At 54.6% G+C, this 25,645-nt stretch carries 33 protein-coding genes; 31 read left to right on the top strand and 2 right to left on the bottom strand.

From position 1 onward, the window contains the following. Nucleotides 1–24 precede the first annotated feature (24 nt). From GBAG_RS12605 to cobT, 20 genes are all read left to right on the top strand, one after another. The gene (locus GBAG_RS12605; RefSeq protein WP_034496510.1) at nt 25–1,407 is read left to right on the top strand and encodes a cobyrinic acid a,c-diamide synthase CobB; all 1,383 of its coding nucleotides are present in this window, start codon (nt 25–27) and stop codon (nt 1,405–1,407) included. Then, nucleotides 1,404–2,363 (top strand): adenosylcobinamide-phosphate synthase CbiB, encoded by a 960-nt coding sequence (cbiB, locus tag GBAG_RS12600; RefSeq protein ID WP_034496509.1) that lies wholly within the window; start codon nt 1,404–1,406, stop codon nt 2,361–2,363. Before GBAG_RS12605 ends, cbiB begins: the two co-directional genes overlap by 4 nt. Before the next feature lie 9 nt (nt 2,364–2,372). Beyond that, entirely contained in the window at nt 2,373–3,005 is a 633-nt protein-coding gene (locus GBAG_RS12595) for a cobalt-precorrin-8 methylmutase (protein WP_034496506.1), read from the top strand. Next, complete coding sequence (gene cbiD, locus GBAG_RS12590; protein WP_034496505.1) at nt 3,002–4,150, top strand: cobalt-precorrin-5B (C(1))-methyltransferase CbiD; 1,149 nt, start codon at nt 3,002–3,004, stop codon at nt 4,148–4,150. Before GBAG_RS12595 ends, cbiD begins: the two co-directional genes overlap by 4 nt. After that, a complete protein-coding gene (locus GBAG_RS12585; RefSeq protein WP_034496503.1) occupies nt 4,144–4,746 on the top strand; it encodes a cobalt-precorrin-7 (C(5))-methyltransferase in 603 nt (200 codons plus the stop codon). Before cbiD ends, GBAG_RS12585 begins: the two co-directional genes overlap by 7 nt. Further along, nucleotides 4,736–5,305 (top strand): decarboxylating cobalt-precorrin-6B (C(15))-methyltransferase, encoded by a 570-nt coding sequence (locus GBAG_RS12580; RefSeq protein ID WP_034496501.1) that lies wholly within the window; start codon nt 4,736–4,738, stop codon nt 5,303–5,305. The genes GBAG_RS12585 and GBAG_RS12580 overlap by 11 nt, the downstream gene beginning before the upstream one ends. Next, nucleotides 5,298–6,071: a cobalt-precorrin-4 methyltransferase gene (locus GBAG_RS12575; RefSeq protein WP_034496499.1), complete on the top strand. Its 774-nt coding sequence runs from the start codon at nt 5,298–5,300 to the stop codon at nt 6,069–6,071. The genes GBAG_RS12580 and GBAG_RS12575 overlap by 8 nt, the downstream gene beginning before the upstream one ends. Further along, entirely contained in the window at nt 6,052–7,113 is a 1,062-nt protein-coding gene (gene cbiG, locus GBAG_RS12570; protein ID WP_034496496.1) for a cobalt-precorrin 5A hydrolase, read from the top strand. Before GBAG_RS12575 ends, cbiG begins: the two co-directional genes overlap by 20 nt. After that, the gene (locus GBAG_RS12565) at nt 7,107–7,832 is read left to right on the top strand and encodes a precorrin-3B C(17)-methyltransferase (RefSeq protein ID WP_034496493.1); all 726 of its coding nucleotides are present in this window, start codon (nt 7,107–7,109) and stop codon (nt 7,830–7,832) included. Before cbiG ends, GBAG_RS12565 begins: the two co-directional genes overlap by 7 nt. 50 nt (nt 7,833–7,882) lie before the next feature. Further along, nucleotides 7,883–8,671 carry a cobalt-precorrin-6A reductase gene (locus tag GBAG_RS12560; protein ID WP_034496491.1) on the top strand — a complete coding sequence of 263 codons (789 nt, stop codon included), beginning with the start codon at nt 7,883–7,885 and terminating at the stop codon, nt 8,669–8,671. After that, nucleotides 8,671–9,465, top strand: a complete 795-nt coding sequence (cbiK, locus tag GBAG_RS12555) for a sirohydrochlorin cobaltochelatase (protein WP_034496489.1) — start codon at nt 8,671–8,673, stop codon at nt 9,463–9,465. The genes GBAG_RS12560 and cbiK overlap by 1 nt, the downstream gene beginning before the upstream one ends. Then, on the top strand, nt 9,462–10,169 hold the full coding sequence (locus GBAG_RS12550) for a cobalt-factor II C(20)-methyltransferase (RefSeq protein ID WP_034496487.1): 708 nt from the start codon (nt 9,462–9,464) through the stop codon (nt 10,167–10,169). The genes cbiK and GBAG_RS12550 overlap by 4 nt, the downstream gene beginning before the upstream one ends. Nucleotides 10,170–10,310: 141 nt before the next feature. Further along, a complete protein-coding gene (gene cbiM / locus GBAG_RS12545) occupies nt 10,311–11,042 on the top strand; it encodes a cobalt ECF transporter S component CbiM (RefSeq protein ID WP_034496486.1) in 732 nt (243 codons plus the stop codon). A 1-nt stretch (nt 11,043) separates the two neighbouring features. Next, on the top strand, nt 11,044–11,325 hold the full coding sequence (locus GBAG_RS12540; protein ID WP_034496484.1) for an energy-coupling factor ABC transporter substrate-binding protein: 282 nt from the start codon (nt 11,044–11,046) through the stop codon (nt 11,323–11,325). Further along, the gene (locus GBAG_RS12535; protein ID WP_034496482.1) at nt 11,312–11,989 is read left to right on the top strand and encodes an energy-coupling factor ABC transporter transmembrane protein; all 678 of its coding nucleotides are present in this window, start codon (nt 11,312–11,314) and stop codon (nt 11,987–11,989) included. Before GBAG_RS12540 ends, GBAG_RS12535 begins: the two co-directional genes overlap by 14 nt. 11 nt (nt 11,990–12,000) lie before the next feature. Next, a complete protein-coding gene (locus tag GBAG_RS12530; RefSeq protein WP_034496480.1) occupies nt 12,001–12,807 on the top strand; it encodes an ATP-binding cassette domain-containing protein in 807 nt (268 codons plus the stop codon). After that, the gene (locus tag GBAG_RS12525) at nt 12,807–14,342 is read left to right on the top strand and encodes a cobyric acid synthase (protein ID WP_034496477.1); all 1,536 of its coding nucleotides are present in this window, start codon (nt 12,807–12,809) and stop codon (nt 14,340–14,342) included. Before GBAG_RS12530 ends, GBAG_RS12525 begins: the two co-directional genes overlap by 1 nt. Next, nucleotides 14,339–14,881, top strand: a complete 543-nt coding sequence (gene cobU, locus GBAG_RS12520; RefSeq protein ID WP_034496474.1) for a bifunctional adenosylcobinamide kinase/adenosylcobinamide-phosphate guanylyltransferase — start codon at nt 14,339–14,341, stop codon at nt 14,879–14,881. The genes GBAG_RS12525 and cobU overlap by 4 nt, the downstream gene beginning before the upstream one ends. Continuing rightward, complete coding sequence (cobS, locus tag GBAG_RS12515; protein WP_034496564.1) at nt 14,881–15,624, top strand: adenosylcobinamide-GDP ribazoletransferase; 744 nt, start codon at nt 14,881–14,883, stop codon at nt 15,622–15,624. The genes cobU and cobS overlap by 1 nt, the downstream gene beginning before the upstream one ends. Nucleotides 15,625–15,715: 91 nt before the next feature. Continuing rightward, on the top strand, nt 15,716–16,768 hold the full coding sequence (cobT, locus tag GBAG_RS12510; RefSeq protein ID WP_034496472.1) for a nicotinate-nucleotide--dimethylbenzimidazole phosphoribosyltransferase: 1,053 nt from the start codon (nt 15,716–15,718) through the stop codon (nt 16,766–16,768). A 540-nt stretch (nt 16,769–17,308) separates the two neighbouring features. Here cobT and acuI read toward each other — a convergent pair. Then, nucleotides 17,309–18,283 carry an acrylyl-CoA reductase (NADPH) gene (gene acuI / locus GBAG_RS12505; protein ID WP_034496470.1) on the bottom strand — a complete coding sequence of 325 codons (975 nt, stop codon included), beginning with the start codon at nt 18,281–18,283 and terminating at the stop codon, nt 17,309–17,311. Between the two features lie 239 nt (nt 18,284–18,522). Here acuI and GBAG_RS12500 point away from each other — a divergent pair, with 239 nt between their 5' ends. The 4 genes from GBAG_RS12500 to GBAG_RS12485 are packed head-to-tail and all read left to right on the top strand — an operon-like array spanning nt 18,523 to nt 21,566. After that, nucleotides 18,523–19,509 (top strand): ABC transporter substrate-binding protein, encoded by a 987-nt coding sequence (locus GBAG_RS12500; RefSeq protein WP_072011178.1) that lies wholly within the window; start codon nt 18,523–18,525, stop codon nt 19,507–19,509. Between the two features lie 9 nt (nt 19,510–19,518). Beyond that, nucleotides 19,519–20,298, top strand: coding sequence for an ABC transporter ATP-binding protein (locus GBAG_RS12495; RefSeq protein ID WP_034496468.1), 780 nt, complete (start codon nt 19,519–19,521; stop codon nt 20,296–20,298). Next, nucleotides 20,295–21,053 carry an ABC transporter permease gene (locus tag GBAG_RS12490; RefSeq protein WP_034496465.1) on the top strand — a complete coding sequence of 253 codons (759 nt, stop codon included), beginning with the start codon at nt 20,295–20,297 and terminating at the stop codon, nt 21,051–21,053. Before GBAG_RS12495 ends, GBAG_RS12490 begins: the two co-directional genes overlap by 4 nt. A 12-nt stretch (nt 21,054–21,065) precedes the next feature. Next, nucleotides 21,066–21,566: a nucleoside deaminase gene (locus tag GBAG_RS12485; protein WP_034496464.1), complete on the top strand. Its 501-nt coding sequence runs from the start codon at nt 21,066–21,068 to the stop codon at nt 21,564–21,566. Nucleotides 21,567–21,621: 55 nt separating this feature from the next. Here the strand turns inward: GBAG_RS12485 and cueP are convergent, their stop codons facing one another. Further along, the gene (cueP, locus tag GBAG_RS12480) at nt 21,622–22,164 is read right to left on the bottom strand and encodes a copper-binding periplasmic metallochaperone CueP (protein WP_034496463.1); all 543 of its coding nucleotides are present in this window, start codon (nt 22,162–22,164) and stop codon (nt 21,622–21,624) included. A gap of 248 nt (nt 22,165–22,412) precedes the next feature. Here cueP and GBAG_RS12475 point away from each other — a divergent pair, with 248 nt between their 5' ends. From GBAG_RS12475 to GBAG_RS12455, 7 genes are all read left to right on the top strand, one after another. Continuing rightward, complete coding sequence (locus tag GBAG_RS12475; RefSeq protein ID WP_034496462.1) at nt 22,413–22,766, top strand: type II toxin-antitoxin system RelE/ParE family toxin; 354 nt, start codon at nt 22,413–22,415, stop codon at nt 22,764–22,766. A 5-nt stretch (nt 22,767–22,771) separates the two neighbouring features. Beyond that, a complete protein-coding gene (locus GBAG_RS12470; RefSeq protein WP_034496461.1) occupies nt 22,772–23,074 on the top strand; it encodes a helix-turn-helix domain-containing protein in 303 nt (100 codons plus the stop codon). Nucleotides 23,075–23,193: 119 nt separating this feature from the next. Beyond that, entirely contained in the window at nt 23,194–23,316 is a 123-nt protein-coding gene (locus tag GBAG_RS23260; RefSeq protein WP_425591301.1) for a hypothetical protein, read from the top strand. A 12-nt stretch (nt 23,317–23,328) separates the two neighbouring features. After that, nucleotides 23,329–23,532, top strand: a complete 204-nt coding sequence (locus GBAG_RS23255) for a helix-turn-helix domain-containing protein (protein ID WP_425591302.1) — start codon at nt 23,329–23,331, stop codon at nt 23,530–23,532. 397 nt (nt 23,533–23,929) lie between these two features. After that, on the top strand, nt 23,930–24,295 hold the full coding sequence (locus GBAG_RS12465; RefSeq protein WP_210434943.1) for a MarR family winged helix-turn-helix transcriptional regulator: 366 nt from the start codon (nt 23,930–23,932) through the stop codon (nt 24,293–24,295). Then, nucleotides 24,267–25,067 (top strand): NADPH-dependent F420 reductase, encoded by an 801-nt coding sequence (locus tag GBAG_RS12460; RefSeq protein WP_345702274.1) that lies wholly within the window; start codon nt 24,267–24,269, stop codon nt 25,065–25,067. The genes GBAG_RS12465 and GBAG_RS12460 overlap by 29 nt, the downstream gene beginning before the upstream one ends. Before the next feature lie 106 nt (nt 25,068–25,173). Then, nucleotides 25,174–25,645 (top strand): NADPH-dependent F420 reductase (locus GBAG_RS12455; RefSeq protein WP_210434942.1); only part of this gene is annotated, 472 nt, incomplete at its 3' end.

Below are 25,645 nucleotides of genomic sequence, written 5' to 3'. Positions count from 1 at the left end.
TTTGCCGAAAGTAATAAGGCAACTATGGCAGGGGCAGCGAAACACGCATTCGTCATTGCAGGCACCAGCAGCGGCTGTGGCAAAACCACCGTCACGCTTGGGCTGCTCCGCGCCTTAATGGCGCGTCATCTGCGCGTCCAACCTTTCAAAATCGGCCCCGATTATCTCGATAGCGGCTGGCACAGTGCGGTGTCAGGCGTGACCTCGCGCAATCTCGATGCGTTTATGTTGCCTACTTCCACGCTCAATGGTTTGTTTAACCAACAAATGCAGCAGGCCGATGTGGCGGTTATCGAAGGCGTGATGGGGCTTTATGACGGCTACGGCACAGACCCGAATTATTGCAGCAGCGCCGCAATGGCAAAGCAGCTCGGCTGCCCGGTTATTTTGCTGGTGGATGGCAAAGCAGTCTCCACCTCTATCGCCGCCACGGTTATGGGGTTCCAGCGGTTTGACCCGTCGTTAAACATCGCGGGCGTCATCCTTAATCGCGTCAATAGTGATAGCCATTATCAGTTGCTGGCCGAGGTGATTACCCGTTACTGCGGTCTGCCCGTGCTGGGGCGAGTGCCGGTCATGGCCGATGTGGCATTGCCATCACGCCATCTTGGCCTGGTTCCGGCACAAGAAAACCTTCCTCAGGACGAACGCTGGCAACAGCTCGCAAAACAGCTCGAAGAAACCGTTAACATCGACCATCTGCTGGCGTTATCGCGCCTTCACTCAATGCCAGAGGGCAAAGCGCCGACCTTACCGGATGCGGCTTTAGCCGATGGATTAACCCTCGCGCTGGCCGAAGACGAAGCCTTTAACTTTTATTACCCGGATAACCTCGACATGCTCGAGCAGGCCGGAGTGAAAATCCAGCGTTTCAGCCCGCTTCATGACAACGCCGTTCCCGATTGCCAGATGATCTGGTTGGGTGGCGGTTATCCCGAAGTGCATGCCGCCACGCTCGCCGCAAATTTCAAAATGCATGAATCCCTCAAACAAGCCCATCAACGCCGCATTCCGCTGTACGCCGAATGCGGCGGGTTGATGTATCTGGGCGAATCGTTGACCGACGGCGAGGGGGAAACTCACGCTATGTGCGGCGTATTGCCTGGCCACAGTCAGATGGGTAAACGCCTGACCCGGTTTGGCTACTGCGAAGCCACCGCACGACAAGACACCTTGCTGGCAAGCAAAGGCGAAACCCTGCGCGGCCACGAATTTCACTACTCCGATTTCAGCGGCCCATTACCGGCGGCCCTCGACTGCTGCAAATGGCGCGATGGCGTGGCGATTTCGCGCTGGCAGGGTGGTTTCCAACACGAGGCCACTTTCGCCAGCTACCTGCATGTGCATTTCGCGCAACGCCCGGAAATGCTCAATCGCTGGTTGAAACTGGCGAGGCGCTCTCAATGACGATACTGGCATGGGGTATTGCGTGGTTACTGGATTACTGGCTCGGCGACCCACAGAACTGGCCGCATCCGGTGCGCTGGATGGGCAATCTGATTAACGGTTTACAGCGTGTCATCCGCCAATACTGCAAAAGCGACCGCGCACTGAAAATCGGCGGCGGCGTGTTGTGGCTGTTGGTGGTTGGCATCACCTGGGGCGTGAGTTGGGGGGTATTGCACCTCGCAAATCTCGTGCATCCGTGGCTGGGCTGGCTGGTCGAAGTGTGGATGATTTACACCGTGCTGGCTGCGCGTTGCCTGAGCGATGCCGCGCTTGAGGTCTACCGCGCCCTGAAAAATGGCACGCTTGAGCAGAGTCGCGAAAAACTCTCGTGGATTGTCGGGCGCGATACCTCGCAACTGGAACGCCCGCAAATCACCCGAGCTGTAGTGGAAACCGTGGCGGAAAACAGCGTCGATGGCGTCATTGCGCCGTTGTTTTTCCTGATGATTGGCGGCGCACCGTTAGCCATGGCCTACAAAGCGATCAACACCCTGGATTCGATGGTGGGCTACAAAACGCAAAAATACCGCGCCATCGGTTTTGTCAGCGCGAAACTCGACGATGCCGCCAACTTTATTCCCGCCCGCCTGAGCTGGCTGCTTCTCGCCATCGCGGCCTTTTGCTTAGGCGCGAATCATCGCCAGGCATTTCGTATCGGCTGGCGCGATCGCTATCAGCACAGCAGCCCGAATTGCGCCTGGCCTGAGGCAACGGTCGCGGGTGCGTTAGGCATCCGGCTCGGCGGTCCCAATACCTATTTTGGCGAACGGGTAGAGAAACCCTGGATTGGCGATGAGCAACGCGGCATCGCGCTTGAAGACATTCCCCGCACCATTTCGCTCATGATGCTGGCTTCACTGCTCGCTTTGCTGCTGTTTGCCGCACTGCGCACTCTCGCATTGGGCATAGCTTAAGGACTCACGATGAATTACCTGCAACAACCACAGCTGATTGAACAGCATAGTTTTGAAATCATCAGCGACATTATTGCCGCCGAGCACCCGGACTATCGTTTCAACGACGCTATTCAGGAGGCGATGATCAAGCGCGTTATTCACACCACGGCCGATTTCGAGTGGCTGGATATTCTGTGGTTCTCGCCTGATGTCATTGAACAACTTAGCAAAAGTTTGCAGCGCGGTTGCACGTTGTACACCGACACGACGATGGCGTTGTCCGGTATCAACAAAACGGTATTGGAGCAATTTGGTTGCAGTTATCGCTGCTATATCAGCGACCCGCGCGTCGTGGCGCTTGCCAAAGAGCAGGGCGTGACCCGTTCGATGGCGGCGGTGGATGTCGCCTTGCAGGAAGAAGGTGAAAAGATTTTTGTTTTCGGTAACGCCCCCACTGCGCTATTCCGCCTGCTGGAAAAAGGGGCGAAACCTGCTGCCGTGATCGGTGTGCCGGTCGGGTTTGTCGGTGCCGAAGAATCTAAAGAAGCGTTAGTTGAAAGCGGCCTGCCAGCCATTGCGGCGCGCGGACGCAAAGGGGGCAGCAACGTTGCCGCCGCCATTGTTAACGCATTGCTTTACCGCCTGAAGGAGTCGGCGTGAGCGAGCCGCAAGCCGATTGCGTCTGGCATAAAGGCAAGGCGTATCGCAAAGGTTACACCACCGGATCGTGTGCCACCGCGGCGGCAAAAGTCGCGGCGTTGATGGTGCTGCGCCAGCACGTTATCGACCAGGTTTCGATCATTACACCTTCCGGTGTCACGCTGCATCTCAATGTCGAAATGCCGATGATTGAAGGCCAGCAGGCAACCGCCGCGATCCGCAAAGACGGTGGCGATGACGTGGACGCCACCCACGGGATGCTGATTTTTGCCCGTGTGCAGCTTAATGACAGCGGCGCTATCACGCTGCGCGGCGGCATCGGCGTGGGCAAAGTGACGCGCAAAGGTATCGGTTTGCCTATTGGCGACTCGGCGATTAACCGCACGCCCCGTCAAACCATCGAAGCGGCGGTACGTGAAGTGATCGGCGTAGAACGGGGCGCGGATATCGAAATCTTTGCCCCGGAAGGTGAAGAGCGGGCAAAGAAAACCTACAACCATCGGCTCGGTATTTTGGGCGGCATTTCGATTATCGGCACCACCGGCATTGTGATGCCGATGTCCGAAGAGAGTTGGAAGCGCTCGCTGGCGCTGGAGCTGGAAATGAAACGCGCCGCCGGGCTGGATAAAGTTATCCTGGTGCCTGGCAACCACGGTGAACGTTTTGTCCGCGAGCAACTCGATTTGGACAGTGAATGCGTGGTGACGATGAGCAACTTCGTCGGCTACATGATTCAGGAAGCGGTGCGTCTCGAATATCGCCACATCGTTTTGATTGGCCACCCCGGCAAACTGGTGAAAGTCGCCGCCGGGATTTTCCACACCCATAGCCATATTGCCGATGGGCGCATGGAAACGCTGGTCGCGCACCTGGCATTAATGGGCGCGCCGTTTTCGTTGCTGGAAGCCGTAAGCCAGTGCGACACCACTGAAGCGGCACTTGAAATCATCGCTGAGCAAGGCTGGATGGGCGTGTTTGAACGTCTGGCAATCCGCATCTGTGAGCGTGTTGCTGAGATGCTGCGTTTCACCCAATCCCCGCCTAAGTGCGACGCCATTTTATTCTCGTTTGATAACCAGGTTTTAGGCAGTAGCCGCCCGGTGGCAGAAATTGCTCAGGATTTTGCTGGAGAAAAGCGATGCTGACCGTCGTTGGAATTGGCCCAGGCGCTGCGCACATGCTGACGCTTCAGGCGCAAGCCGCTATTAACGACGCGCAGATTCTGGTCGGTGGCGCACGCCAGCTGGCTTTGTTTGCGCACGGCAACGCACAAACGCGGCTGTTGGATAGCGACCTCGACGGCTTAATCGACTGGTTGCGTGAGCGCATCACTGAACGAGTGGTGGTATTGGCCTCGGGCGACCCGCTGATTTATGGCATCGGCAAACTTTTGGCGGCGAATTTCTCACCCGCAGAACTGCGCATCATCCCCGGCATTAGCTCGATTCAATATCTGTGCGCCAAAGCGGCGGTAGATATGAATGACTTATGGATAACCAGCAGCCACGGGCGCGAGCCCGATTTTAATGCCATCGCGGCGCATCAAAAAGTGGCGATGGTGACTGACCAAATCATCAATCCCTATGCCATCGCCCAGGCCATGCTGACGCGTGGCCTCAATCCTGTTTTCATTATTGGCGAAAACCTTTCGTCTGCTAATGAACGAATCCACCGCCTGCGAGCCGCTGACGTGGCGCACTCTTATGCGATGAACGTGGTGCTTATTCTCAATGAAAGATGATCTGTTTTTACGCGGCGCACGCGTGCCGATGACCAAAGAAGTGGTGCGCACTCAGGCGCTGGATCGTTTGCAGCTTCAGAATGCTCGACACTTTATCGACATCGGCGCAGGAACGGGCAGCGTTTCGCTTGAGGCGGCGATACGCTACCCACAGCTACGCGTCACGGCGATTGAACGCAACCCCGACGCGCTGGCCTTAATGGCAGAAAACCGCGAAATTTTTGCCTGCCCGAACGTGGACATTATCAGCGCGTACGCGCCAGTGGATCTGGATGTCATAGCTGACGCGGTGTTCATCGGCGGCAGCGGCGGGCAACTCACCGAACTTATCGACTGGTCGCTGGCGCATTTGCACCCCGGCGGACGGCTGGTGATGACCTTTATCCTGCTCGAAAATTTAACCTGCGCGCTAACTCACCTTGAACAGTGCGCAATTGGCGATTTCGATTGCCTGCAACTGCAAGTTTCCACGCTGGCAAAGCTTGGCAGCGGCCACTATTTCAAACCGAACAATCCCACTTATCTGATTTCGTGCCTGAAGGAACAACGCCATGAATGATTTATTTGATACCCGCAAAGTCTGGTTTGTGGGGGCAGGGCCGGGCGATAAAGAGCTTATCACCCTCAAAGGCTACCGCGTGCTGCAACAGGCACAAGTGGTTATCTACGCCGGATCGCTGATTAATCCTGAGCTGCTCGATTATTGCCAGGCGGGCACCGAATGCCATGACAGCGCCGCGCTCAACCTTGAGCAAATTATCGAACTGATGGAAAACGGCGTGAAAGCCGGGAAGCTGGTGGTGCGTCTGCAAACGGGCGATCTCTCCCTTTATGGCTCGATTCGTGAACAGGGCGAAATGCTCACCAGGCTCGGTATCGGCTACGTTTCAGTGCCGGGCGTCAGTGCCTTTTTGGGCGCTGCCGCGCAACTGGGGGTGGAATATACCGTCCCGGAAGTCTCACAAAGCCTGATTATCACGCGCATCGAAGGCCGCACGCCGATGCCGCCGCTCGAACAACTTGAATCTTTCGCCCGTCACCAGACTTCTATGGCGATTTTCCTCTCCGTGCAGCGCATTAACCGCGTGGCGGAACGGCTGATTGAAGGCGGTTATCCCGCCGATACGCCGGTTGCTGTGGTTTACAAAGCCACGTGGCCGGACTGCCAGGAATTACGCGGCACCCTGGCTGACATCGCCGACAAAGTGCGCGAGGCGGGGATCCGCAAAACCGCGCTGATTATGGTCGGCGCGTTTCTTGGCGAGGAGTATCACTACTCAAAACTCTACGACGCAGGATTCAGCCATGAATACCGCAAAGCCTGAGTCGATTGCCCTATTTTGCCTGACGCCCGGCGGCGTGGCGCTGGCTCAGCGCCTGCAAACGGCGCTGCCGCTCACCTGTTTTACCAGTGAAAAACTGCTGCAACCGGGTTTTATCCCGTTTGGGGAAAGCTTTGCGCAAACGGTAGAACAGGCATTTAGCCAATATTCCGCGCTGGTTTTTATCGCCGCGACGGGGATCGTGGTGCGCGTGATCGCGCCCTGGGTAAACGACAAATTACATGACCCGGCGGTGGTGGTGATGGACGAGCGCGGCGAGCACGTCATCAGCTTGCTTTCCGGGCATCTCGGTGGGGCGAACGAACTCACTCGTCAGCTAGCGGGCATTTTAGATGCCGACCCGGTGATCACCACCGCAACTGATGTTAACCAACTGGCGGCACTCGATACGCTGGCGGCAAATCTTGATGCCACTATGAAAGATTTCCGTCTCGCGGTGAAAACCGTTAATCAAATGCTGGTGAGCAAGCAGCGCGTTGGCCTGTGGTGGGATACCGATTTTTCGAAGACTGCCGGGCTTTACGACACCCGCGGTTTTATCCCGGTCAATAGCCTTGATGCGCTGCCAGAGCTGGATGCGCTGGTGTGCGTCACGCTGCGCGCCGAACTGGCAGAGCTTAATATTCCGCTGTTTAAGCTGGTGCCAAAGCGCGTGATGGCGGGGATGGGCTGTCGCCGTGATACCCCGCCGCAAATCGTCAGCGAACTGTTAAATCAGCAACTGGCAGACAACCATTTTGACCCGCTGGCCTTGTGTGCTATCGGCAGCGTCACCCTTAAACAGGATGAAACGGCGCTGCTGGCACTGGCGGAAAAGCATCAGGTTCCCTTCAAAATTTTTAGCGTTGACCAACTGAGCGAACACGAACAGCGCTTTCCGGTATCGGAATTCGTGCGCGACACCATTGGTGTTGGCAGCGTCTCACAACCGGCTGCGTGGCTGATGAGCGACGGCAAGCTGGTGGGTAGCACCCTGAAACAGCAGGGTGTCACCATAACTTTAGGAGTTTCAGACAGATGTTAACGGTAATCGGCATTGGCCCTGGAAGTTTTGCCATGATGACGCAGGAGGCGATTGCCGCCCTGCAAGAGGCTGAAATTGTCGTCGGCTATAAAACCTATACCCACCTGGTCAAGCCGTTAACGGGCGATAAGCAGGTCATCAAAACCGGAATGTGCAAAGAGATTGAACGCTGCCAGACCGCCATCGAACTGGCGCAGGCCGGGCACAAAGTGGCGCTCATTAGCAGCGGCGATGCAGGCATTTACGGCATGGCAGGCCTGGTGCTGGAGCTGGTGACTTCGCAACAACTCGATATCGAAGTGCGGCTGGTGGCGGGCATTACTGCCAGTATTGCCGCCGCATCGTTGTTGGGTGCGCCACTGATGCATGACTTTTGTCATATCAGCCTCAGCGATTTGCTGACGCCATGGCCGGTGATTGAAAAACGCATTATCGCTGCGGCCTCGGCCGATTTTGTTATCTGCTTCTACAACCCGCGCAGCCGTGGCCGCGAAGGCCATCTGGCGCGTGCCTTCGAATTGATGCGTGAGTTTACCAACCCGCAAACGCCGGTCGGTGTGGTGAAAGCCGCCGGACGTAAGAAAGAGCAGAAATGGTTGACCACTTTTGGCGAAATGGACTTTGAACCGGTCGATATGACCAGCCTGGTGATTGTCGGCAACAAGACCACTTTTGTGCGCGATGGTCTGATGATCACCCCACGAGGCTACGAGCTGTGAGTGAACTTCTCGCTCCCGTAGGTCGGATAAGCGAAGTGTCATCCGACACGATGTCCTCTGGAGCGGTTTTGGTCTTCGGCGGCACCAGCGATGCGCGGTTTATCTGCCAGATCCTCGATGAACACCGCATTTCGTACACGCTTTCGGTGGCAACGGCGGTGGGGGAAGCACTGGCGGGAAAGATCGGCGGGCAGATTCGCGTCGGGCGTATTGATACCGATGGAATCGCAGACTGGCTGGTGAGCAATGCCGTGAACTGGGTGATTGATGCCTCGCATCCCTATGCGGAATTGCTTAGCCAACATATTAGCCGCGCCTGCGAAGCCGTGGGTGTAACGCTCAGCCGCTACCAGCGCCGCAGCGAACTTCATGACCTGGAGCATCCGCTGCTGCACAAAGTGGCGAACCTGCAAGCCGCCTGCACCGTGGCGCAGAAATTTGGCCCACGCGTATTGCTGACCACCGGCAGCAAAGAGCTTGCCGCGTATCAGCAAGGTCTGCCGGGTAAAACGCTGCTGGCACGCGTGCTGCCCACAAGCGAAGTGATTGCCGAATGCGAAGTGTTAGGGCTGGGAGTGGACAATATCATCGCGCTACGCGGCCCGTTTAGTGCCGAGTTCAACGCCGCCACCTATGACTTTTGCTCGCCAGATGTGGTGATAACCAAAGAGTCCGGGGCAGAAGGTGGCTATCTCGACAAGGTCAATCCCGCGCTGGCACGAGGCATTCCTTGCGTAGTGGTGACGCGCCCGCAACCGCTGGTGAGTGGCCCTGAATTACTTGAAAGCCGTGAAGATGTGAGCCGCCGCGTAACGCGCTGGCTGCAAGAGAGAAAATAATGAAAAAAGCCCTGTTAGTGATCAGTTTTGGCACCAGTTACCACGACACCTGTGCCAAAAATATTGTTGCCTGTGAAGAGGAACTCAGCCGCGCGTTTGCCGACCGTGACCGCTTCCGCGCTTTTACCTCTGGCATGATTATTCGCAAGTTGAAAAACCGCGATAACCTGGAAATTGACTCACCGGCTCAGGCGTTACAGCGCCTCGCGGCAATGGGTTATCAGGATGTCGCCGTGCAATCTCTGCATGTGATTAATGGCGACGAATACGAAAAAATCTCCCGCGAAGTGCAGGCCCACAGTCACTTGTTCCAGCGCCTGGCGTTAGGCACGGCGTTGCTAAGTGATTTCAACGATTACGACCTGTTGCTTAACGCACTGCAAAGCCAGATGCCTGCGCTTGCAGCGGACGAACGCGTGGTGTTTATGGGCCACGGTGCCAGCCACCATGCGTTTTCTGCCTATGCCTGCCTCGATCATTTAATGGCGGCACGCCAGATTCCCGCGCGAGTGGGTGCAGTGGAAAGCTACCCGGAAATCGACCTTATCGTGCGCGGCTTGCAGCAAGAAAACGTGCGCAAAGTCCACCTAATGCCGCTGATGTTAGTCGCAGGCGATCACGCGATTAATGACATGGCGTCAGACGAAGAAGACTCCTGGAAGACGCAGTTGCAGGAAGCGGGCATCGAAGCGCAGCCGTGGTTGCAAGGTCTGGGAGAAAACCCACAAATTCGCGCGATGTTCGTCAACCATTTGCAGCGTGCGCTGGAAAAAACACCAGAGGTAGCGGCATGAGTGGCCGTTTATATGCCCTCGGTACTGGCCCTGGCGCCAGCGACCTGATCACCGTTCGTGCGGCGCGCATAATTGCCAAACTCGATGTGCTGTATGCCCCGGCAGGGCGCAAAGGCGGCGACAGCCTGGCGCTGTCCATCGTGCGTGAATACCTCAGTGAAACTACCGAAATACGCACCTGTCACTTCCCGATGAGCGCGGATAACGACGAAAAAGCGGTGGTGTGGGATGAAACCGCGGCGGCGCTTACGCATGAAGTGGAGCAGGGCAAGCAGGTCGGGTTTATCACGCTCGGTGATTCCATGCTGTTCAGCACCTGGGTGTTTTTGCTTGCGCGAATCGGCAACCCAGAATGGCTCGAAATCGTCCCCGGTGTGACCTCGTTTGCCGCGATTGCTTCGCGAGCGCAGTTGCCGCTGGCGATGGAACAACAGTCATTGGCGGTGATGTCGTGCACCGCATCACATCAGGCATTGAGCGAAGCATTACGCGCCCATGACTGCGTGGTGCTGATGAAAGTGTATGGCCGTTTCGCGCAAATCAAAGCGCTGCTGCAACACCTTGGAATCATCCAACACTCGGTGTTAATGGCGGAAGCGACACTGCCGGGCGAGCAATGCTGGCGGAACCTGGAAGAGGTGCCGGACGATCAAAAGCTGCCGTATTTTTCGACCATTTTGGTGAATAAGCAGTGGCGTGGATGAAAATTCTGGTGGGTGACGCTAACGCTTATCCACCCTACAACACCGAACCCGTAGGTCGGATAAGCGCAGCGTCATCCGACATGAAGCCCGTAGGTCGGATAAGCACAAGCGTCATCCGACATGAATACGCAAAGGAACATCATGGAATCGTTACTTAAAAAACTGTCGCTAAGCGGCCTTGGCATGGGGATGCTATTGCTCATCGTGCCGCAAGAAGCGTACGCCATGCACATTATGGAAGGTTTCTTGCCGCCCATGTGGGCGCTGGCCTGGTGGATTTTGTTCCTGCCGTGCCTGTACGTCGGGCTGGTGCGTTTGCGCCAGATTGTGGCCCATGACAGCAACCAAAAGGTGTTGCTGGCACTCTGCGGCGCGTTTATTTTCGTGCTCTCGGCGCTGAAAATCCCCTCTGTCACCGGAAGCTGCTCGCACCCAACGGGCGTTGGCCTTGCGGTGATTTTATTTGGCCCAGGCGTAGTGGCGGTTTTGGGCGCGATTGTGCTGCTGTTCCAGGCGCTGTTGCTGGCTCACGGCGGCCTGACCACGCTTGGCGCAAACGGCATGTCGATGGCGGTTATCGGCCCCGTCGTCGGTTATCTGGTGTGGAAACTGACATGCAAAGCCGGGTTCCGTCGCGATGTGAGCGTCTTCTTGTGTGCGATGATTGCTGACTTAACTACCTACTTTGTGACCTCCATTCAGCTTGGTGTCGCATTCCCCGACCCGCACTTTGGCATTACCGGTTCCTCAATGAAATTCATGGGGATCTTCTGCCTGACGCAAATCCCGATTGCCATTGCCGAAGGTTTGCTCACGGTCATGATTTACGACCAGTTGACCAAACGACAACTGCTTCCAGCCCGGAGCCAATAACATGAAAAAGACCCTGATTTTGCTCGCCCTGGTGGTGGGATTAATGATTGTGCCGTTTTTTGTTTCTCATGGCGGCGAATACGGCGGGTCAGACGACCAGGCCGAAGGCCAGATTTTAGTCGTCGCACCGCATTACAAACCCTGGTTCAAGCCGCTTTATGAACCGGCCAGTAGCGAAATAGAAAGCCTGCTGTTTACCCTGCAAGGTTCAATCGGTACGGCGGTGATTTTCTACATTCTGGGTTATTACCGGGGCCGCCGCGAAGACCATGCTGGGGATTGATAAACTCAGCTATCAAAGCCGCTGGTGCCGCGTCTCGCCGCTGCGTAAATGTGCGCTGTATCTGCTGATGATGGTGCTGGCGTTTGCGCTCCCGCCGGTCGGCCAGGCGGTTTTATTGCTGGTGATTGCCGCTTTTACCTGTTGGCTGCTGCGCGTCGGGCCAGTGCGTTATTTACGCTGGCTCGCGGTGCAGCTGGGCTTTTTGCTGTTCGGGGTGATGACGATTATTTTCAGCGCTTCACACCATGCGCAGGCGCTTTTATGGAGCGTGCCGCTTGGCACCTTGCATATCGGCATTGATGCGCAAGGAATTGGGGTCGCAAACCAGACGTTCTGGCGCAGCCTTGCCGCGCTCGCCGCCACTTACTGGCTGGTGTTGAATCTGCCGTTTCCACAATTGATCATCCTGCTGCAACGCTTACGGGTTCCGCGCCTGCTGACTGAGCAAATCCTGCTCACCTGGCGTTTTATTTTTATCCTGTTAGACGAAGCGCAGGCCATTCACCGTGCTCAGTCTTTGCGTTTCGGTTATCGTACCTTGCCCGGCGGATACCGATCGCTTGCCATGTTAATCAGCATGCTGTTTTCACGCGTGCTGCTGCGCTACCAACAAATGGTCACGACGCTGGATGTCAAACTTTACCAGGGTGATTTCCACCTGTGAGAACCGCACCGATGCTCGCGACACATAATTTATCTTTTCGCTATCAAGATGAGCCCGTTCTGCACGATTTAACTTTCGACTTTAGCGCGTTCGCGGTGACGGGGATTGTGGGCGAAAACGGCTGCGGTAAATCCACCTTGTTTATGAACCTCAATGGCGTTTTGCGCCCGCAGCAGGGGGCGGTGTTGTGGCAGGGCAAACCTTTAAATTACAGTAAAATCGGGCTAATCGAGCATCGTCAGCGCGTCACTACTGTGTTTCAGGACCCGGAACAGCAAATCTTTTATACCGATGTCGACAGCGATATCGCATTTAGCCTGCGCAATCTGGGCGTCGATGAAAGTGAAATTTCCCGTCGCGTAGAGTGTGCCATTCAGCTGGTTGACGCGCAGTCTTTTCGCCACAAACCGATTCAATATTTAAGCCACGGGCAGAAGAAACGCGTGGCGATCGCCGGGGCGCTGGTGATGGAAGCTGACTATCTATTGTTGGATGAACCGACCGCTGGGCTGGACCCAAGCGGCCGCCAGCAGATGATCGAGATCATCGCCCGAATCGCCGCGCAGGGGAAACATGTGGTCATCTCAAGCCATGACATTGACTTGATTTATGAAGTCTGCGGCGGCGTGTACGTGATGAACGGCGGTAAAATCATCGCCCAGGGTGAGCCTGGCGTGGTGTTTAGCCAGGCTGAAATGTTACGCGAAGCCGGTTTAGTCCAGCCGTGGCTGGTCAAATTACACAGTGAACTCGGCTTCCCGTTGTGCAAGACAGAAACCCAATTATTCAACGCCTTGCGCGTTGCAAAGGAAGCATGATGAGCCTCGCAATAATGGTGCAGGGTACCGCCTCGGACGTGGGAAAAAGTATGCTGGTGGCAGGGCTTTGCCGCATTTTCGCCCAGGATGGCCATCGTACGGCACCGTTTAAATCGCAAAATATGGCGCTCAATTCGGGCATCACTCCCGATGGTAAAGAGATGGGCAGGGCGCAGATATTCCAGGCCGAAGCAGCAGGCATCGCCCCCGACGTGCGCATGAATCCGGTATTGCTCAAGCCGACCAGCGATTGCAAAGCGCAGGTGGTGTTGATGGGCAAAGTCGCCACCAACATGGACGCCGTGACCTATCACAACTACAAACCGCAGCTCAAATCGCAAATCCGCGAAGTCTATCAAAGCCTGGCGGCAGAGCACGACGTGATGGTGCTCGAAGGTGCGGGCAGCCCGGCGGAAATCAATTTACGCGACCGCGATATCGTCAACATGGGTATGGCAGAACTGGCGGAATGCCCGGTGGTTCTGGTGGCAGATATCGATCGCGGCGGCGTGTTTGCGGCGATTTACGGCACCATCGCGCTGCTGCTCGAACATGAAAAGTGGCGCGTCAAAGGCGTGATTATCAATAAATTTCGCGGCGATGTGGCGCTGCTTTATTCCGGCATTGAACAGATTGAAGCGCTAACTGGCGTGCCGGTTTTAGGCGTGATGCCGTGGCTGAATGTCGATCTCGAAGATGAAGATAGCGTGGTGCTGGAACGCGGCAAATATGACGCGGTGACGGAAAAAGACCTGGATATCGCGGTGCTGCAACTGCCGTATATGTCGAACTTCACTGACTTTAACGCGCTGGCCGCACAGCCGGACGTGCGCCTGCGTTATGTAGCCAGGCCTGATGAACTGCTAAACAGCGATCTGGTGATTGTACCGGGCAGCAAAAACACGCTCGGCGATCTGCGCTGGCTGCGTGAAAACGGCCTCGAACAAGCCCTGCTCTCGCATCACCATAACAACGGCGCGGTGCTGGGGATTTGCGGCGGCTATCAGATGCTCGGGCAACACATTTACGATGCCGTGGAATCCGGGCTTGGCGAGATGGCAGGCATCGGGCTGCTCGATGTCGTCACGCGTTTTGCCAGTGAAAAAACCACCACCCGCGTTGCCGGGCAGGTTCAGGCCGATTTACCGGGTGTGTTTGCTGCCAGCGCAGGTTCGGCACTTCAGGGCTACGAAATCCATATGGGCGAAACACAGCGCGGCGAAAATACCGCACCCTTTGCCACCTTCACCGAGTGCAATACTCAGCCTTATCATAATCTTGATGGCGCAATCAGCGACGATGGACGCGTGCTCGGCACGTATCTGCATGGCGTGTTTGATAGCGGCGAGTTTACCCGCAGCCTGCTCGACAGCCTGCGTCTGCGCAAAGGGCTGAATGCCTGGCAAGGTGATGTCTTCGATTACCAACAGCATAAAGAAACCCAGTTTAATATTCTGGCCGATGCCATGCGGGAACATATTGATATCGAAAAGATTTACCAGATTATGCGCGAGCATCAGGAGCAAGCTGTATGAAACTCGTTACCGGCGGCGCACGCAGCGGAAAAAGCCGCCACGCGGAACAACTGGCGGCAAATTTTGCACGCGTGCTGTACATCGCCACCTCGAAAATCTTCGACAGCGAAATGGAACAGCGCATCCAGCATCACCGCGACAGTCGCCCGGCGCACTGGCGCACCGTTGAACAATATCGCGATTTAAACCGCGTGATTAACGAGCATAACTCGGCGCAAGAAGCCGTGCTGCTGGAGTGCATTACCACGCTGATTACCAACGTGATGTATGACGCGGCGGGCGCAACACCCGAGGACGACTGGGATTTTGAAACGATGGAGCAGGTGGTGAATCAGCAGATCGACATTTTGCTCGCCGCCTGCGAAGCCAGCCCGGCAGAAGTGATTCTGGTGACGAACGAAGTCGGGATGGGGATTGTGCCGGAAAACCGCCTGGCGCGGCATTTCCGTGATATTGCCGGGCGCGTAAATCAACGTCTGGCGCAACGTGCCGATGAAGTCTGGCTGGTCGTTTCAGGGATTGGAGTGAAAATTAAATGATAGTTCGCCTGTTTTTCGCCACTTTGCAGTTTATGAGCCGCATCCCGGTGCGTGCGCGCTGGGCAGATGGTATCGAAACTCACCAATACGTGCGTGGCATTGTGACGTTCCCGTTTGTCGGCCTGCTGCTTGGTGCAATTGCTGGCGTCGTGTTTACGCTGCTGCAACCTTGGGCAGGTTTACCTTTGGCTGCAATGGGTTACGTGCTGGCGCTCGCATTATTGACTGGTGGTTTCCATCTTGATGGCCTGGCTGATACTTGCGATGGGGTTTTCTCCGCGCGCACCCGGGATCGTATGCTCGAGATTATGCGCGACAGCCGCCTCGGCACTCACGGCGGGCTGGCGCTGATTTTTGTGATAGTGACGAAAGTGCTGGTGGTCAGCGAGCTGGCCCTACGCGATGGCAACATGCTGGCGGTGTTAGCGGCGGCTTCGGTTGCCGGGCGCAGTGCCTGTGTGCTGCTGATGTACAACCACAAGTATGCGCGTGAGAAAGGGCTGGGCAATCTGTTTATCGGCAAAGTGACGGGCACACAGGCGCTGCTGACGCTGGTTGGCGGTGCGGTGTTGTGCACGGTTCTGTTGCCGACTTCCGGGCTGCTGGCGCTGGCTATCACAATACTAGCGATGTATGGCCTCGGCCTGATGTTGAAGCGCACGCTCGGCGGGCAAACCGGCGACACGCTGGGTGCGGCGATTGAATTAGGCGAGCTGGTGTTTTTGTTGGCACTGCTGCGTTGATTTGTCGGATGACGCTGCGCTTATCCGACCTACAAAATGGTGGATAAGCGCAGCGTCATCCACCATTTTGTAAGGCTCTAAAGAGAATAAAATGCAAACACTAAACTCCCTTTTGGCAATGATTTCCCCGCTTGATAGCGATGCAATGGCTCGTGCACAACAGCACATTGATGGCCTGTTAAAGCCTTTCGGTAGCCTTGGCCGCCTCGAGGCGTTAGCAGTGCAACTGGCCGGAATGCCAGGCATGAAAAACGGCCTGAACACTCAACGCAAATCAATCTTCGTGATGTGCGCCGACCACGGTGTTTATGCTGAAGGCGTGGCGATTTCCCCGCAAATTGTGACTGCTATTCAGGCGATGAACATGACTCGCCACAACACCGGCGTATGCGTATTAGGCGCGACCGTGGGTGCCGATATTCATGTGGTCGATGTCGGTATCGACAGCGATGCTCTGCCTGGCGTGCTGGATATGAAAGTGGCACGCGGCAGCGGCAACATCGCCCAAGGCCCGGCGATGAGTCGCCAACAAGCCGAAGACTTGCTGCTGGCAACCATGCAATTGACCATGGCTAAGGCCGCAGAAGGCGTCACGCTGTTTGGCGTAGGCGAACTGGGTATGGCAAACACCACGCCTGCGGCGGCGATGGTCAGCGTGTTAACCGATAGCTCGCCCGATGATGTGGTTGGCATGGGCGCGAATTTCCCGAGTGACAAATTGCACCATAAAATCGCTGTGGTACGCCGGGCGATTGAAACGAATCAGCCAGATGCCGCAGATGGTATTGATGTGCAGGCGAAAGTGGGCGGTTTTGATCTTGTCGGCATGACGGGCGTGATGCTGGGTGCAGCAGCAGCAGGGCTTCCGGTGGTGCTTGATGGCTTCTTGTCGTATGCCTCAGCCCTCGCGGCATGCCAGATTGCACCGGGTGTGCGTGAATATCTGATTCCTTCGCATTTATCGGCTGAAAAAGGCGCGGTGATTGCGATGAGCAAGTTAGGGCTGGAGCCGTATTTGCAGATGGGCATGCGTTTAGGTGAAGGCAGCGGTGCGGCACTGGCGATGCATCTGGTGGATGCCGCGTGCGCGATGCATAACGAGATGGGGTCACTGGCAGACAGCAATATTGTGTTGCCGGGGTGAGTTCAAATTGATCGGGCTATTTTATTTGCTATTTTGAACCCGGGCAGTGCTCAAAATCCTCACGTACTACGTGTACGCTCCGGTTTTTCCGCGCTGTCCGAGTCCAAACTAGCTGCAACAATTACGCCCTGAGATCGGCGTTTGTCGATCACAACCTCTCGCCGTTCCTGGCGGCTCGACCCGGACTTCCGGTCAAAACGGAGGCGATTTATGCTGGACTCAAAGGTCAACGGCAAAAGCCGAAGCGGTTTTGACTTTGCCCCCGGTATAAATTGCCCCAGTGTTCACCATAAGTCAGGGTTGAGCTGCCGTCCGCCGTGAAAGAGAGCGATCGTCTGGAACGAATCGCGAACGACCCTGAACGTTGGGGATAAACTGGGGTTTACCGCGAAGCGGCGATTTAGAGGCCGGGAGCCGGGAGCCGGGATTGCCAAGGGTGCTGCGGTAGCACCCTTGGCTCGTTCACCGTTCCGGTAATTACAGGGAACACTGAACGCTTAGTGAACGGAATAATTCCGATCCCATAAAGGCCAAATTGGATTAGCTCACCTTAACCAATGTCCGCCCCTGAACCGCATTGTTCATAATGTCATCGGCAAATTTCGGTGCCTGCTCAAGCCCGATCTCCGTCGTCGCCGTTTCATAGAAACTCTCCGGCAGCAATTTGGCCAGACGCTCCCACGCGGCAACTCGGCGCTCAATCGGCGCACTCACCGAATCCACACCTTGCAGGCGCACGTTACGCAAAATAAATGGCATCACGGTTGTTGGCAGCGAGAAACCACCCGCCAGACCACAGGCCGCGACACAACCGGAATAGTTCATCTGTGCCAGCAGTTTCGCCAGCACATTGCCGCCGACGGTATCGACTGCACCGGCCCACACTTGTTTTTCCAGCGGGCGAGTTTCAGCAAATTCACTGCGCGGCAGAATGCGGCTGGCACCCAACTGGCGCAGATAGTCGTGAGTGGATTCACGACCAGAAACTGCCACCACTTGATAACCCAACGCATGGAGCAGGGCGATGGCGGTGCTGCCCACGCCGCCGCTGGCGCCCGTGACCACCACTTCGCCACTTGTCGGGGTTACGCCTGCTTCTTCCAGTGCCATCACGCACAACATGGCGGTGAAGCCCGCTGTACCGACAATCATCGCTTTGCGTGCGGTTAAGCCCGCAGGCAGTGGCACCAGCCATTCGGATTTCACGCGTGCTTGTTCTGCCAGGCCGCCCCAATGATTTTCGCCCACGCCCCAGCCGGTCAGTACCACTTCCTGGCCCGCGCTAAAAGCAGAGTCGCTGCTCGCTGCCACGCGGCCTGCGAAATCAATGCCCGGCACCATCGGGAAGTTGCGGATGATTTTGCCTTTGCCGGTGATCGCCAGCGCATCTTTATAGTTCAGACTTGACCATTCAACGTTGACCAGCACATTTCCCAACTCTTCAGCCGGAACGGCAATTTGTTTTACTTCTGCCTGAGTCTGGCCTTCAACTTGTTCAAGTACGACTGCTTTCATGGTGAATCCTCATTCTATGAACCGGGTGTTCCGGTTGAGATGTATCTGATGCCCAACACGGTATACCCGTCGCGCCTGAGAATAAAGAACACAGACCCCATTACTTGCGTAAACGCCTGCTTTTTAGCAGGTTATAAGATTTTCCTATTTTAACTTTTCACCCTGCTCCTCGTATGTTTGAAACAAAAGTTTCTAACTGTTGTGACAAATGTTTCACATCAGCCTTTGAGGAGATAAGCATGCGTATTTTACGACTGACGACCGCAGTAGCCCTGGCACTGGTAAGTGCGCATGCGAGCGCGCTGGATAAGCTCAAATTGCAGCTCGACTGGATGCCAAACGGTGGCGATAAAGCGTTCGTTTTTGTGGGTGTTCAGGAAGGGTTTTACGCCGAAGAAGGACTGGATGTGACCATTCTGCCGGGGCGTGGCAGCAGCGACACGCTGACCAAAATCGCGTCGGGTGCGGCGGATATCGGCACTGGCGGGATTGCGTCATTAATGATGGCGCAGGCCGAAGGCGGTATTCCGGTGAAAGCCATTATGAGTATCTACTCGAAACAGCCTGATGCGATTTACTCCTGGCAGGGTAGCGGCGTGACTGACATGAAAAGCCTGAAAGGCAAAACGTTGGGTATCCCGACGTTCTCAGCCTCGAACGCGCTCTTGCCCATCATGCTGCAAAACAACGGCGTTGATCCTGACAGCGTAAAACAGATCAAAGCCGATCCTGGCACGCTGGTGCCGATGCTGGCGCAGGGGCGTGTTGACGGCGTGGTGGTGTGGTCAACCAACCGCCCGAGTATTGAAGCCACGCTGACCCAGGTTGGCAAAAAACCGCTGGAACTGGCGTGGACCGATTACGGCCTCGATGGTTATGGCCTGTCGTTTTTCGCTTCGGATAAGTTAATTAATGAGAAACCCGATGTGGTGGCGCGCTTCCTGCGGGCGGCGAAAAAGTCTATCGAGTTTAGCCTCGCGCACCCGGATAAAGCCGCTGCGGACCAAAAAGCCATGGTGCCAGAAGCAGACGTCGCGATGCTGGAAGCCGATTTCAATGTCACAAAACCGCTGATTAACAATGAAATCAGCCAGAAGGATGGGCTGGGGCAATTCGATCCGGTGCTGTTAAAACACACCTGGGAATGGGTCGCAAAATCAATGAAATATCCGCTTGATAAAGTGAACCCGGAAACGCTGGTTGACCGTCGATACCTCGCTAAGTAAGGGAATGCCATGCAGCCTGTTATAGAGTTGAGTGATGTTAATCAAACGTTTATATCCGCCGATGGCACCCAGGTTACCGCGCTCGATAAAGTGAATTTGACGCTGCGCCGCCATGAATTTGTCTCGTTTATTGGCCCGTCAGGCTGCGGGAAATCGACCATCTTGCGTTTGATTGCCGGGCTGCTCAAACCGAGCAGCGGCACGATTTCGGTGTATGGCAAACCTGTGACCGAACCGCGTGACGAAATGGGTTTTGTGTTCCAGAAACCGACGCTGCTGCCGTGGCTTAACGTGCTCGATAACATCACCTTTCCGATGAAGCACAAATATGGTCGCGTCGATGCCAAAGATATTGCGCGTGGGCATGAACTGCTGGAAATGACCGGCCTGACGCAGTTTGCAGGCAAACGCCCGGCGGAGCTGTCTGGCGGCATGCAACAACGCGTTTCCATTGCTCGTTCGCTGCTGCATGACCCGGATATTTTGCTGATGGATGAACCGTTTTCCGCTCTCGATTCCCTGACGCGCGATGAAATGAGCTTTGAATTAATGCGCATCTGGAACGAACGCCCGAAAACGGTGCTGTTCGTTACCCACTCGATTCAGGAGGCGCTGCTGCTTTCCGACCGAATTGTGGTGATGAGTGCGCGCCCCGGTCGGGTCAGTGAGATTATTGATGTGCCGCTGGAGCGCCCAAGAAATGAAGAGACGCTGAACCATCCGCTGTTCCACGAGTTAACGGCGCAGATCCGCCACAAAGTGTTTAGCCGTCGCAAGGAGCCTGTATGAGAGCGTTTCTGGAAAAGTACATCGCGCTGCTGGCGCTGGTGGTGGCGATTTTGATTTGGGAGGGCGCGTGTAAATTATTCGCCATTCCGGTGTTTATCCTGCCGTCGCCGTCGGCCATTTTTGCTTCAGTAAGCACGCTGGATGCCGGGCGTTGGTTGACGCATATTCTGGCGACGTTAAGCGTGGCGTTAAGCGGTTTCCTGCTGGCGATTGTGATTGCGCTGCCGCTTGCCATTGCTATTGTCAGCTCTAAATTGCTCGCCCGCTTGGTGTTACCGTGGCTGATTGTGATTCAGTCCACGCCGGTTGTGGCAATTGCGCCCATTATTGTCGTCACACTCGGTTCAGGTATGTTGCCGCGGGTGGTGATCACCACGCTGATTTCCTTTTTCCCACTGGTGATTTCCACCGCCACCGGTATGACTTCAGTGCCTGCTGAATTGCTCGAACTCTCGAAAACCCTGCGTGCACCGCGTAACCGTGAATACTGGCAAATCCGTATGCCCTATGCTGTGCCATATATTTTCAGTGCGCTGAAAGTGGCGATTACGCTGTCGATCATCGGTGCGGTAGTCGCGGAGTTTGTCGCCGCCGATCAGGGACTGGGTTATTTGATTTTGTTCAGCACCTCATCATTCAAAATCCCCCTGGCCTTCGCCAGTCTGTTCCTGCTGGTGGTGTGTAGTTTGACCCTTTATGCCCTGGTGAGCTGGTTGCAAAAACGCCTGTTCCCGTGGAGCCTTGATGCAAAATAAGGATGGAAAAATATGTCACTAAAACGTGGGCCTGGGCCGAACCAAGAACAAATTTTACGCCACCTGCGCCGCTCTAATGCCGTGGCGCAGCGAGCGATTGCCCTCGGGCATCATCCGTTTGGCGCGCTGTTAGTCGCGCCGGATAACGAAACTGTGCTGCTCGAGCAGTGCAACATCGACACTGTAAACCATGCGGAATCGACGCTTGCGCGAGTCGCCGCCACCAATTACACCGCCGAATATTTGTGGCAATGCACGCTGTATACCGCCGTCGAGCCATGTTGTATGTGCGCGGGAACCGCGTACTGGGCGAACATCGGGCGGGTGGTTTTCGGCATGTACGAAAGCCAATTGCTGGAGGCGACAGGCAGCCACGAAGAAAACCCGACGATGAGCGTGTCATCGAAGTATGTTTTTGAGCATTGCCAGAAACCGGTGGAGTTGATCGGCCCGGTGCCGGAAATCATCGAAGAGACGAGGGCGATGCAGCAGGCGTTTTGGTCGACTCGGTAGGGGGACGGTCGGGTAAGCGTTAGCGTCACCCGACATTAATTCGATATTAAAACGCTTAACCCTGCAATGGCAGCGTGGTTAAACAGGTCTGGCTGTCTTTATGTGTCGCAATCGGCGCGCTGGCCGTTTTGCCCTGATAGTTCACTTCAATTGTGCCTTCGATATCACGAGGTAGCCACACGCCGACAAACCCGTTGGCGTGGCTGGTCATGCTTTTCTGCACCAGGATTTTGCCGCTTTTATCCGTCACTTTTACCTCAAATGGTGTATTCGCCAACTCTCCACGACAGCCCGACAGGCTGTGGTTAAAGCACGGGTGGGTTTGCGTCAGATACGGTGCGAATGACAGATAAAACTTATCGCCCAACGGGTAGCTGAACTGCTGCGTGCCATCGGATAATTTCAACTCGGTGCTGGTGATACCTGCGTTATATGGCAGCGGACGCGCCTGAGTCGATCCGTCGATCGCCTCCACCATTTGCTCGGTAGTTTTGCCCGCTAAACCGTGTGCTGCGAGAAATTCTGCATCAGATTGAGCGGCGATTGCAGAGCCGCTGATGCTCAGTGCCAGCAATGCGAACAGTATATTTCGTTTCATCAATGATTCCTTTCTAAAGAGAGAGTTAAGCTACGGCAAACTCTAAACCTTCCCGTAAGGGGAGGGTCAAAAGGATATGCAAAACTTTACGTTTTATAGGGTTATGTGTAGTCAGTCTTTTCATCATTGGAACCTTCCTTCCGCTTTTCAGATTTGCCCGTTGAGCATTCAATTCCGCTGTGACAGCTTCCTTCTTTTATAGTGTTTGACCTATATAGGTTTTAACCTATAATAAATAAGGAGTGAATGTGTGGGTGATTAAAACAACTGAAACTTTTGATGAGTGGTTGGTGGCACTAGAGGATGTTGACCGTGCAAATGTGCTGGCATCATTGATTATTTTGCGAGCAAGAGGGCCTGGTCTCCCAAGGCCTTATGCAGATACTGTATACGGTTCGCGCCATCGAAATATGAAAGAATTGCGCATTCAGAGTAAAGGTCATCCCATTAGGGCATTTTTTGCTTTCGACCCAAAGCGTGAAGGGATTTTGCTTTGCGCGGGTAATAAAGTAGGTAACGAGAAACGGTTTTATGACGTGATGATTCCGCTTGCTGATGCTGAATTCACGCGGTATTTGAATGAACTAAACAAGAAGGAATGACTAACATGGGCAGAACGCTCGAGCAAATCCTGGCGGCTGAAAAACCTGAAGTTGTCGCTAAAGCCAAGGCAAAAGCAGCGGAAATCTTACTCGACATTCATCTTGCTGAATTACGTGAACGCTTGAGTAAAACCCAGACTGAAATCGCGCATTCACTCGGTGTTAAGCAGCCGACTATTGCGGGTATGGAAAGGCAGGGGCAAGACCTGAAATTATCGACGCTGAAACGCTATGTCGAGGCGACGGGAAGTAAGCTGCGTGTTGAAATTGAGTTACCGGATGGCAGCCATTACGGGTTTAAGGTTTAGCCCCTTCCGAAACTTGATAAGCGCTTTCTGAGGCATAAAGTTCCTCCAGCCAATAGGGTTTCGCAGCCTGAATATCGCATCGGGAACACATATCTAATGATTATCTGCGGAGATTATTTATGACGTTACCCCGTAGCCCCACTTTTCTTCCTTTCCAGAACGACTGCCATCCAGCCGATATCATTGCGGCACTTCGCAAAAAAGCACTTCACTGGCTGCTTTATCCCGTCAGTCAGGATTGAGTTCATCAACGCATTGCAAATGCGCTTTCCCGCCCCTGGGCAAAAGGGGAAATGCTAATCAGCAAAGCGATTGGTGTTCCTGCTGAGGATATCTGGCCGAGTCGTTACTTTGACCCAAATACACGCAAACCGATTACCAGACCAATGCGTATGCGCCCAAAAAAAATCGCGGAAAGTAAAAGTGGCGAGAGGTGTGGTAATCATTCATGGACATGAAGCGGTTTTGAAACCCATTTAACTTCTTTGCTGCTCCGAAACCAGAACCAGATTGTCTGGCTGGGTATAAAAACAATAAAGCCCGCGCTGGGGATTCCCGTGCGGGCTTTCCTATTGGATTCTGCTGGTTTTTAGGAGCCTTTTTGTGCCAGGAGCGGACCTGTTCAAATCGCCCAGAGCAATAGCATCCAGTAGGTCTGGGCCAACCTGATTTGTTGTCCTTGTCATACCGCACGAATTACTCATTCATAACTCTTTAACTGACAAAAAGGATGCTATGTGCTTTTATCTAGTACACTAGATAATAAAGCAACAGAGTATCTAAAAAATGAAATCTAAAGCAAATATGGAAATCGGGAAGCAGCTCTCATTTGCCCTCTACGGAGCCGCAAACCGCATGAACAGACTCCATAAACCATTTCTCGATCCGCTGGGCCTGACGTTTCCCCAGTATCTGGTGATGCTTGAACTGTTCTGTGGCACACCGCGGGCAGTGGGTGAATTAGGGAACAAACTCAATATGGATACGGGAACCATTACCCCTCTGCTGAAGCGTCTGGAAGCTGCCGGTAGGGTAAAGCGCACGCGTGACCCTTCTGATGAACGTCGGGTACTTATTACCCTGACTGAAGCCGGAGATGCCCTGCGGGAGCCACTATGGAGTATCACCGACAAAATTAAAACTGCCTGTCGGCTCAGCGAAGAAGGACTGTCTCAGCTACGCGACACACTGAATGATCTGTCTCATCCCGCATCTGAATAAGCGGTATCCCATACCCTCTATAAGCGAGGTAATTATTATGAAGATTGGCATCATTGGCGCAGGAAACATCGGCGCAACCCTGGCCCGAAAACTCTCCGCTAACGGCCATGAGATAAAGCTCGCCAACTCCCGTGGACCGGACAGTATCCGTGACCTGGCTCGTGAAGTCTGCGCAACCGCCGTCACACGGGAAGAGGCGGTAAAAGATATTGACGCGATTATTCTTGCCCTTCCTTTTGAAGGGCATCGCACTCTGAAAGTTCTGCTCAGTCAGGTGCCGGACAGCGTCGTGCTTATCGACACCTCTAACTATTATCCCTTCCGGGATAACACCATTACCGAAGTTGAAAATGGCAAACCGGAGTCGGTATGGGCGAGTGAGCAAACCGGCCGGCCACTAATTAAAGCCTGGAATGCTGCATTAGCCGCCACGCTTTCGGAAAAAGGTCTTCCGCCTGATACGCCTGGACGCATTGCACTGCCTGTGGCCGGAGATAATACCCTGGCAAAAACCATTGTGCTCAAGCTGGTCAGCGAAACCGGTTTTGATGCACTGGATGCAGGTCCCCTAAATGAGTCATGGCGCCAGCAGCCCGGTACGCCTGCATACTGTACTGAACTGGATATGGATAAAGTCAGAGAAGCACTTTTAGCAGCAGATGCGACTCGCGCCCCAAAAAACCGAGATGAGTTGTTAAAGATATTTATGGCACCCGGTGCAACTTTTACGCATGAAGAAATTATTGCGCGTAACCGTACCGAAACCGCATAACGTAATCAGCCTCAGATTTTATGGGTAAACAATGACAGGCCGCGCGCAATGTATGTCGTTGCTAAGCTGACACATATTTCCATTTTAGAGATGCGGTGATTTAACTATGAAACCGCTCATTGTCTGTAAGCAAACAACCGTTCAGGATAAAAAGATGAATAAAACCTCTCCACTTAACATTGGGATACTTGGTACAGGCCACATAGGTAAAACCCTGGCCCGTAAACTGGCAGCCGCAGGACACAACGTAAAGGTCGCTAACTCGCGTGGCCCGGAAACGATTGAGGCTGACACACTAGAAACAGGAGCTTTGCCTGTTAAGGCTGAACAAACCGTCAGCGAAGTTGATGTGTTAATACTTTCAATACCGCTTATGCGCATCCCTGAGATTTCACAGCTCATCCGGGACTTGCCTTCTGACGTTATAGTTGCTGACACGTCTAATTATTATCCACACCGGGATCAGCAAATAGATGCGATGGAAGGCTGTCAGGTGGAAAGCCAGTGGGTTGAGGAGCAGTTAGGCCGCCCCGTTATTAAGGCATGGAATGCGATTGGCTCCGGATCTTTTGCAGCCT

Source organism: Buttiauxella agrestis ATCC 33320, assembly GCF_000735355.1.
Taxonomy (GTDB): Bacteria; Pseudomonadota; Gammaproteobacteria; order Enterobacterales; family Enterobacteriaceae; genus Buttiauxella; species Buttiauxella agrestis.
This window is presented reverse-complemented; position numbering and strand designations above follow the sequence as displayed.

Excerpts from the sequence above, each read along its gene's own strand:
- GBAG_RS12460 (WP_345702274.1), top strand. The coding sequence starts at position 24,267 with ATGATCTGTCTCATCCCGCATCTGAATAAGCGGTATCCCATACCCTCT.
- GBAG_RS12470 (WP_034496461.1), top strand. The coding sequence starts at position 22,772 with ATGGGCAGAACGCTCGAGCAAATCCTGGCGGCTGAAAAACCTGAAGTT.
- cueP (WP_034496463.1), bottom strand. The coding sequence starts at position 22,164 with ATGAAACGAAATATACTGTTCGCATTGCTGGCACTGAGCATCAGCGGC.
- GBAG_RS12585 (WP_034496503.1), top strand. The coding sequence starts at position 4,144 with ATGCTGACCGTCGTTGGAATTGGCCCAGGCGCTGCGCACATGCTGACG.
- GBAG_RS23260 (WP_425591301.1), top strand. The coding sequence starts at position 23,194 with ATGACGTTACCCCGTAGCCCCACTTTTCTTCCTTTCCAGAACGACTGC.
- GBAG_RS12560 (WP_034496491.1), top strand. The coding sequence starts at position 7,883 with ATGTCCTCTGGAGCGGTTTTGGTCTTCGGCGGCACCAGCGATGCGCGG.
- GBAG_RS12550 (WP_034496487.1), top strand. The coding sequence starts at position 9,462 with ATGAGTGGCCGTTTATATGCCCTCGGTACTGGCCCTGGCGCCAGCGAC.
- GBAG_RS12575 (WP_034496499.1), top strand. The coding sequence starts at position 5,298 with ATGAATGATTTATTTGATACCCGCAAAGTCTGGTTTGTGGGGGCAGGG.
- cbiM (WP_034496486.1), top strand. The coding sequence starts at position 10,311 with ATGGAATCGTTACTTAAAAAACTGTCGCTAAGCGGCCTTGGCATGGGG.
- GBAG_RS12525 (WP_034496477.1), top strand. The coding sequence starts at position 12,807 with ATGAGCCTCGCAATAATGGTGCAGGGTACCGCCTCGGACGTGGGAAAA.
- GBAG_RS12485 (WP_034496464.1), top strand. The coding sequence starts at position 21,066 with ATGTCACTAAAACGTGGGCCTGGGCCGAACCAAGAACAAATTTTACGC.
- GBAG_RS12500 (WP_072011178.1), top strand. The coding sequence starts at position 18,523 with ATGCGTATTTTACGACTGACGACCGCAGTAGCCCTGGCACTGGTAAGT.
- GBAG_RS12540 (WP_034496484.1), top strand. The coding sequence starts at position 11,044 with ATGAAAAAGACCCTGATTTTGCTCGCCCTGGTGGTGGGATTAATGATT.
- cbiB (WP_034496509.1), top strand. The coding sequence starts at position 1,404 with ATGACGATACTGGCATGGGGTATTGCGTGGTTACTGGATTACTGGCTC.
- cobT (WP_034496472.1), top strand. The coding sequence starts at position 15,716 with ATGCAAACACTAAACTCCCTTTTGGCAATGATTTCCCCGCTTGATAGC.
- GBAG_RS12605 (WP_034496510.1), top strand. The coding sequence starts at position 25 with ATGGCAGGGGCAGCGAAACACGCATTCGTCATTGCAGGCACCAGCAGC.
- GBAG_RS12580 (WP_034496501.1), top strand. The coding sequence starts at position 4,736 with ATGAAAGATGATCTGTTTTTACGCGGCGCACGCGTGCCGATGACCAAA.
- GBAG_RS12490 (WP_034496465.1), top strand. The coding sequence starts at position 20,295 with ATGAGAGCGTTTCTGGAAAAGTACATCGCGCTGCTGGCGCTGGTGGTG.
- GBAG_RS12495 (WP_034496468.1), top strand. The coding sequence starts at position 19,519 with ATGCAGCCTGTTATAGAGTTGAGTGATGTTAATCAAACGTTTATATCC.
- GBAG_RS12595 (WP_034496506.1), top strand. The coding sequence starts at position 2,373 with ATGAATTACCTGCAACAACCACAGCTGATTGAACAGCATAGTTTTGAA.
- acuI (WP_034496470.1), bottom strand. The coding sequence starts at position 18,283 with ATGAAAGCAGTCGTACTTGAACAAGTTGAAGGCCAGACTCAGGCAGAA.
- cbiG (WP_034496496.1), top strand. The coding sequence starts at position 6,052 with ATGAATACCGCAAAGCCTGAGTCGATTGCCCTATTTTGCCTGACGCCC.
- GBAG_RS12535 (WP_034496482.1), top strand. The coding sequence starts at position 11,312 with ATGCTGGGGATTGATAAACTCAGCTATCAAAGCCGCTGGTGCCGCGTC.
- GBAG_RS12465 (WP_210434943.1), top strand. The coding sequence starts at position 23,930 with ATGAACAGACTCCATAAACCATTTCTCGATCCGCTGGGCCTGACGTTT.
- cobU (WP_034496474.1), top strand. The coding sequence starts at position 14,339 with ATGAAACTCGTTACCGGCGGCGCACGCAGCGGAAAAAGCCGCCACGCG.
- GBAG_RS12565 (WP_034496493.1), top strand. The coding sequence starts at position 7,107 with ATGTTAACGGTAATCGGCATTGGCCCTGGAAGTTTTGCCATGATGACG.
- GBAG_RS12530 (WP_034496480.1), top strand. The coding sequence starts at position 12,001 with ATGCTCGCGACACATAATTTATCTTTTCGCTATCAAGATGAGCCCGTT.
- cbiK (WP_034496489.1), top strand. The coding sequence starts at position 8,671 with ATGAAAAAAGCCCTGTTAGTGATCAGTTTTGGCACCAGTTACCACGAC.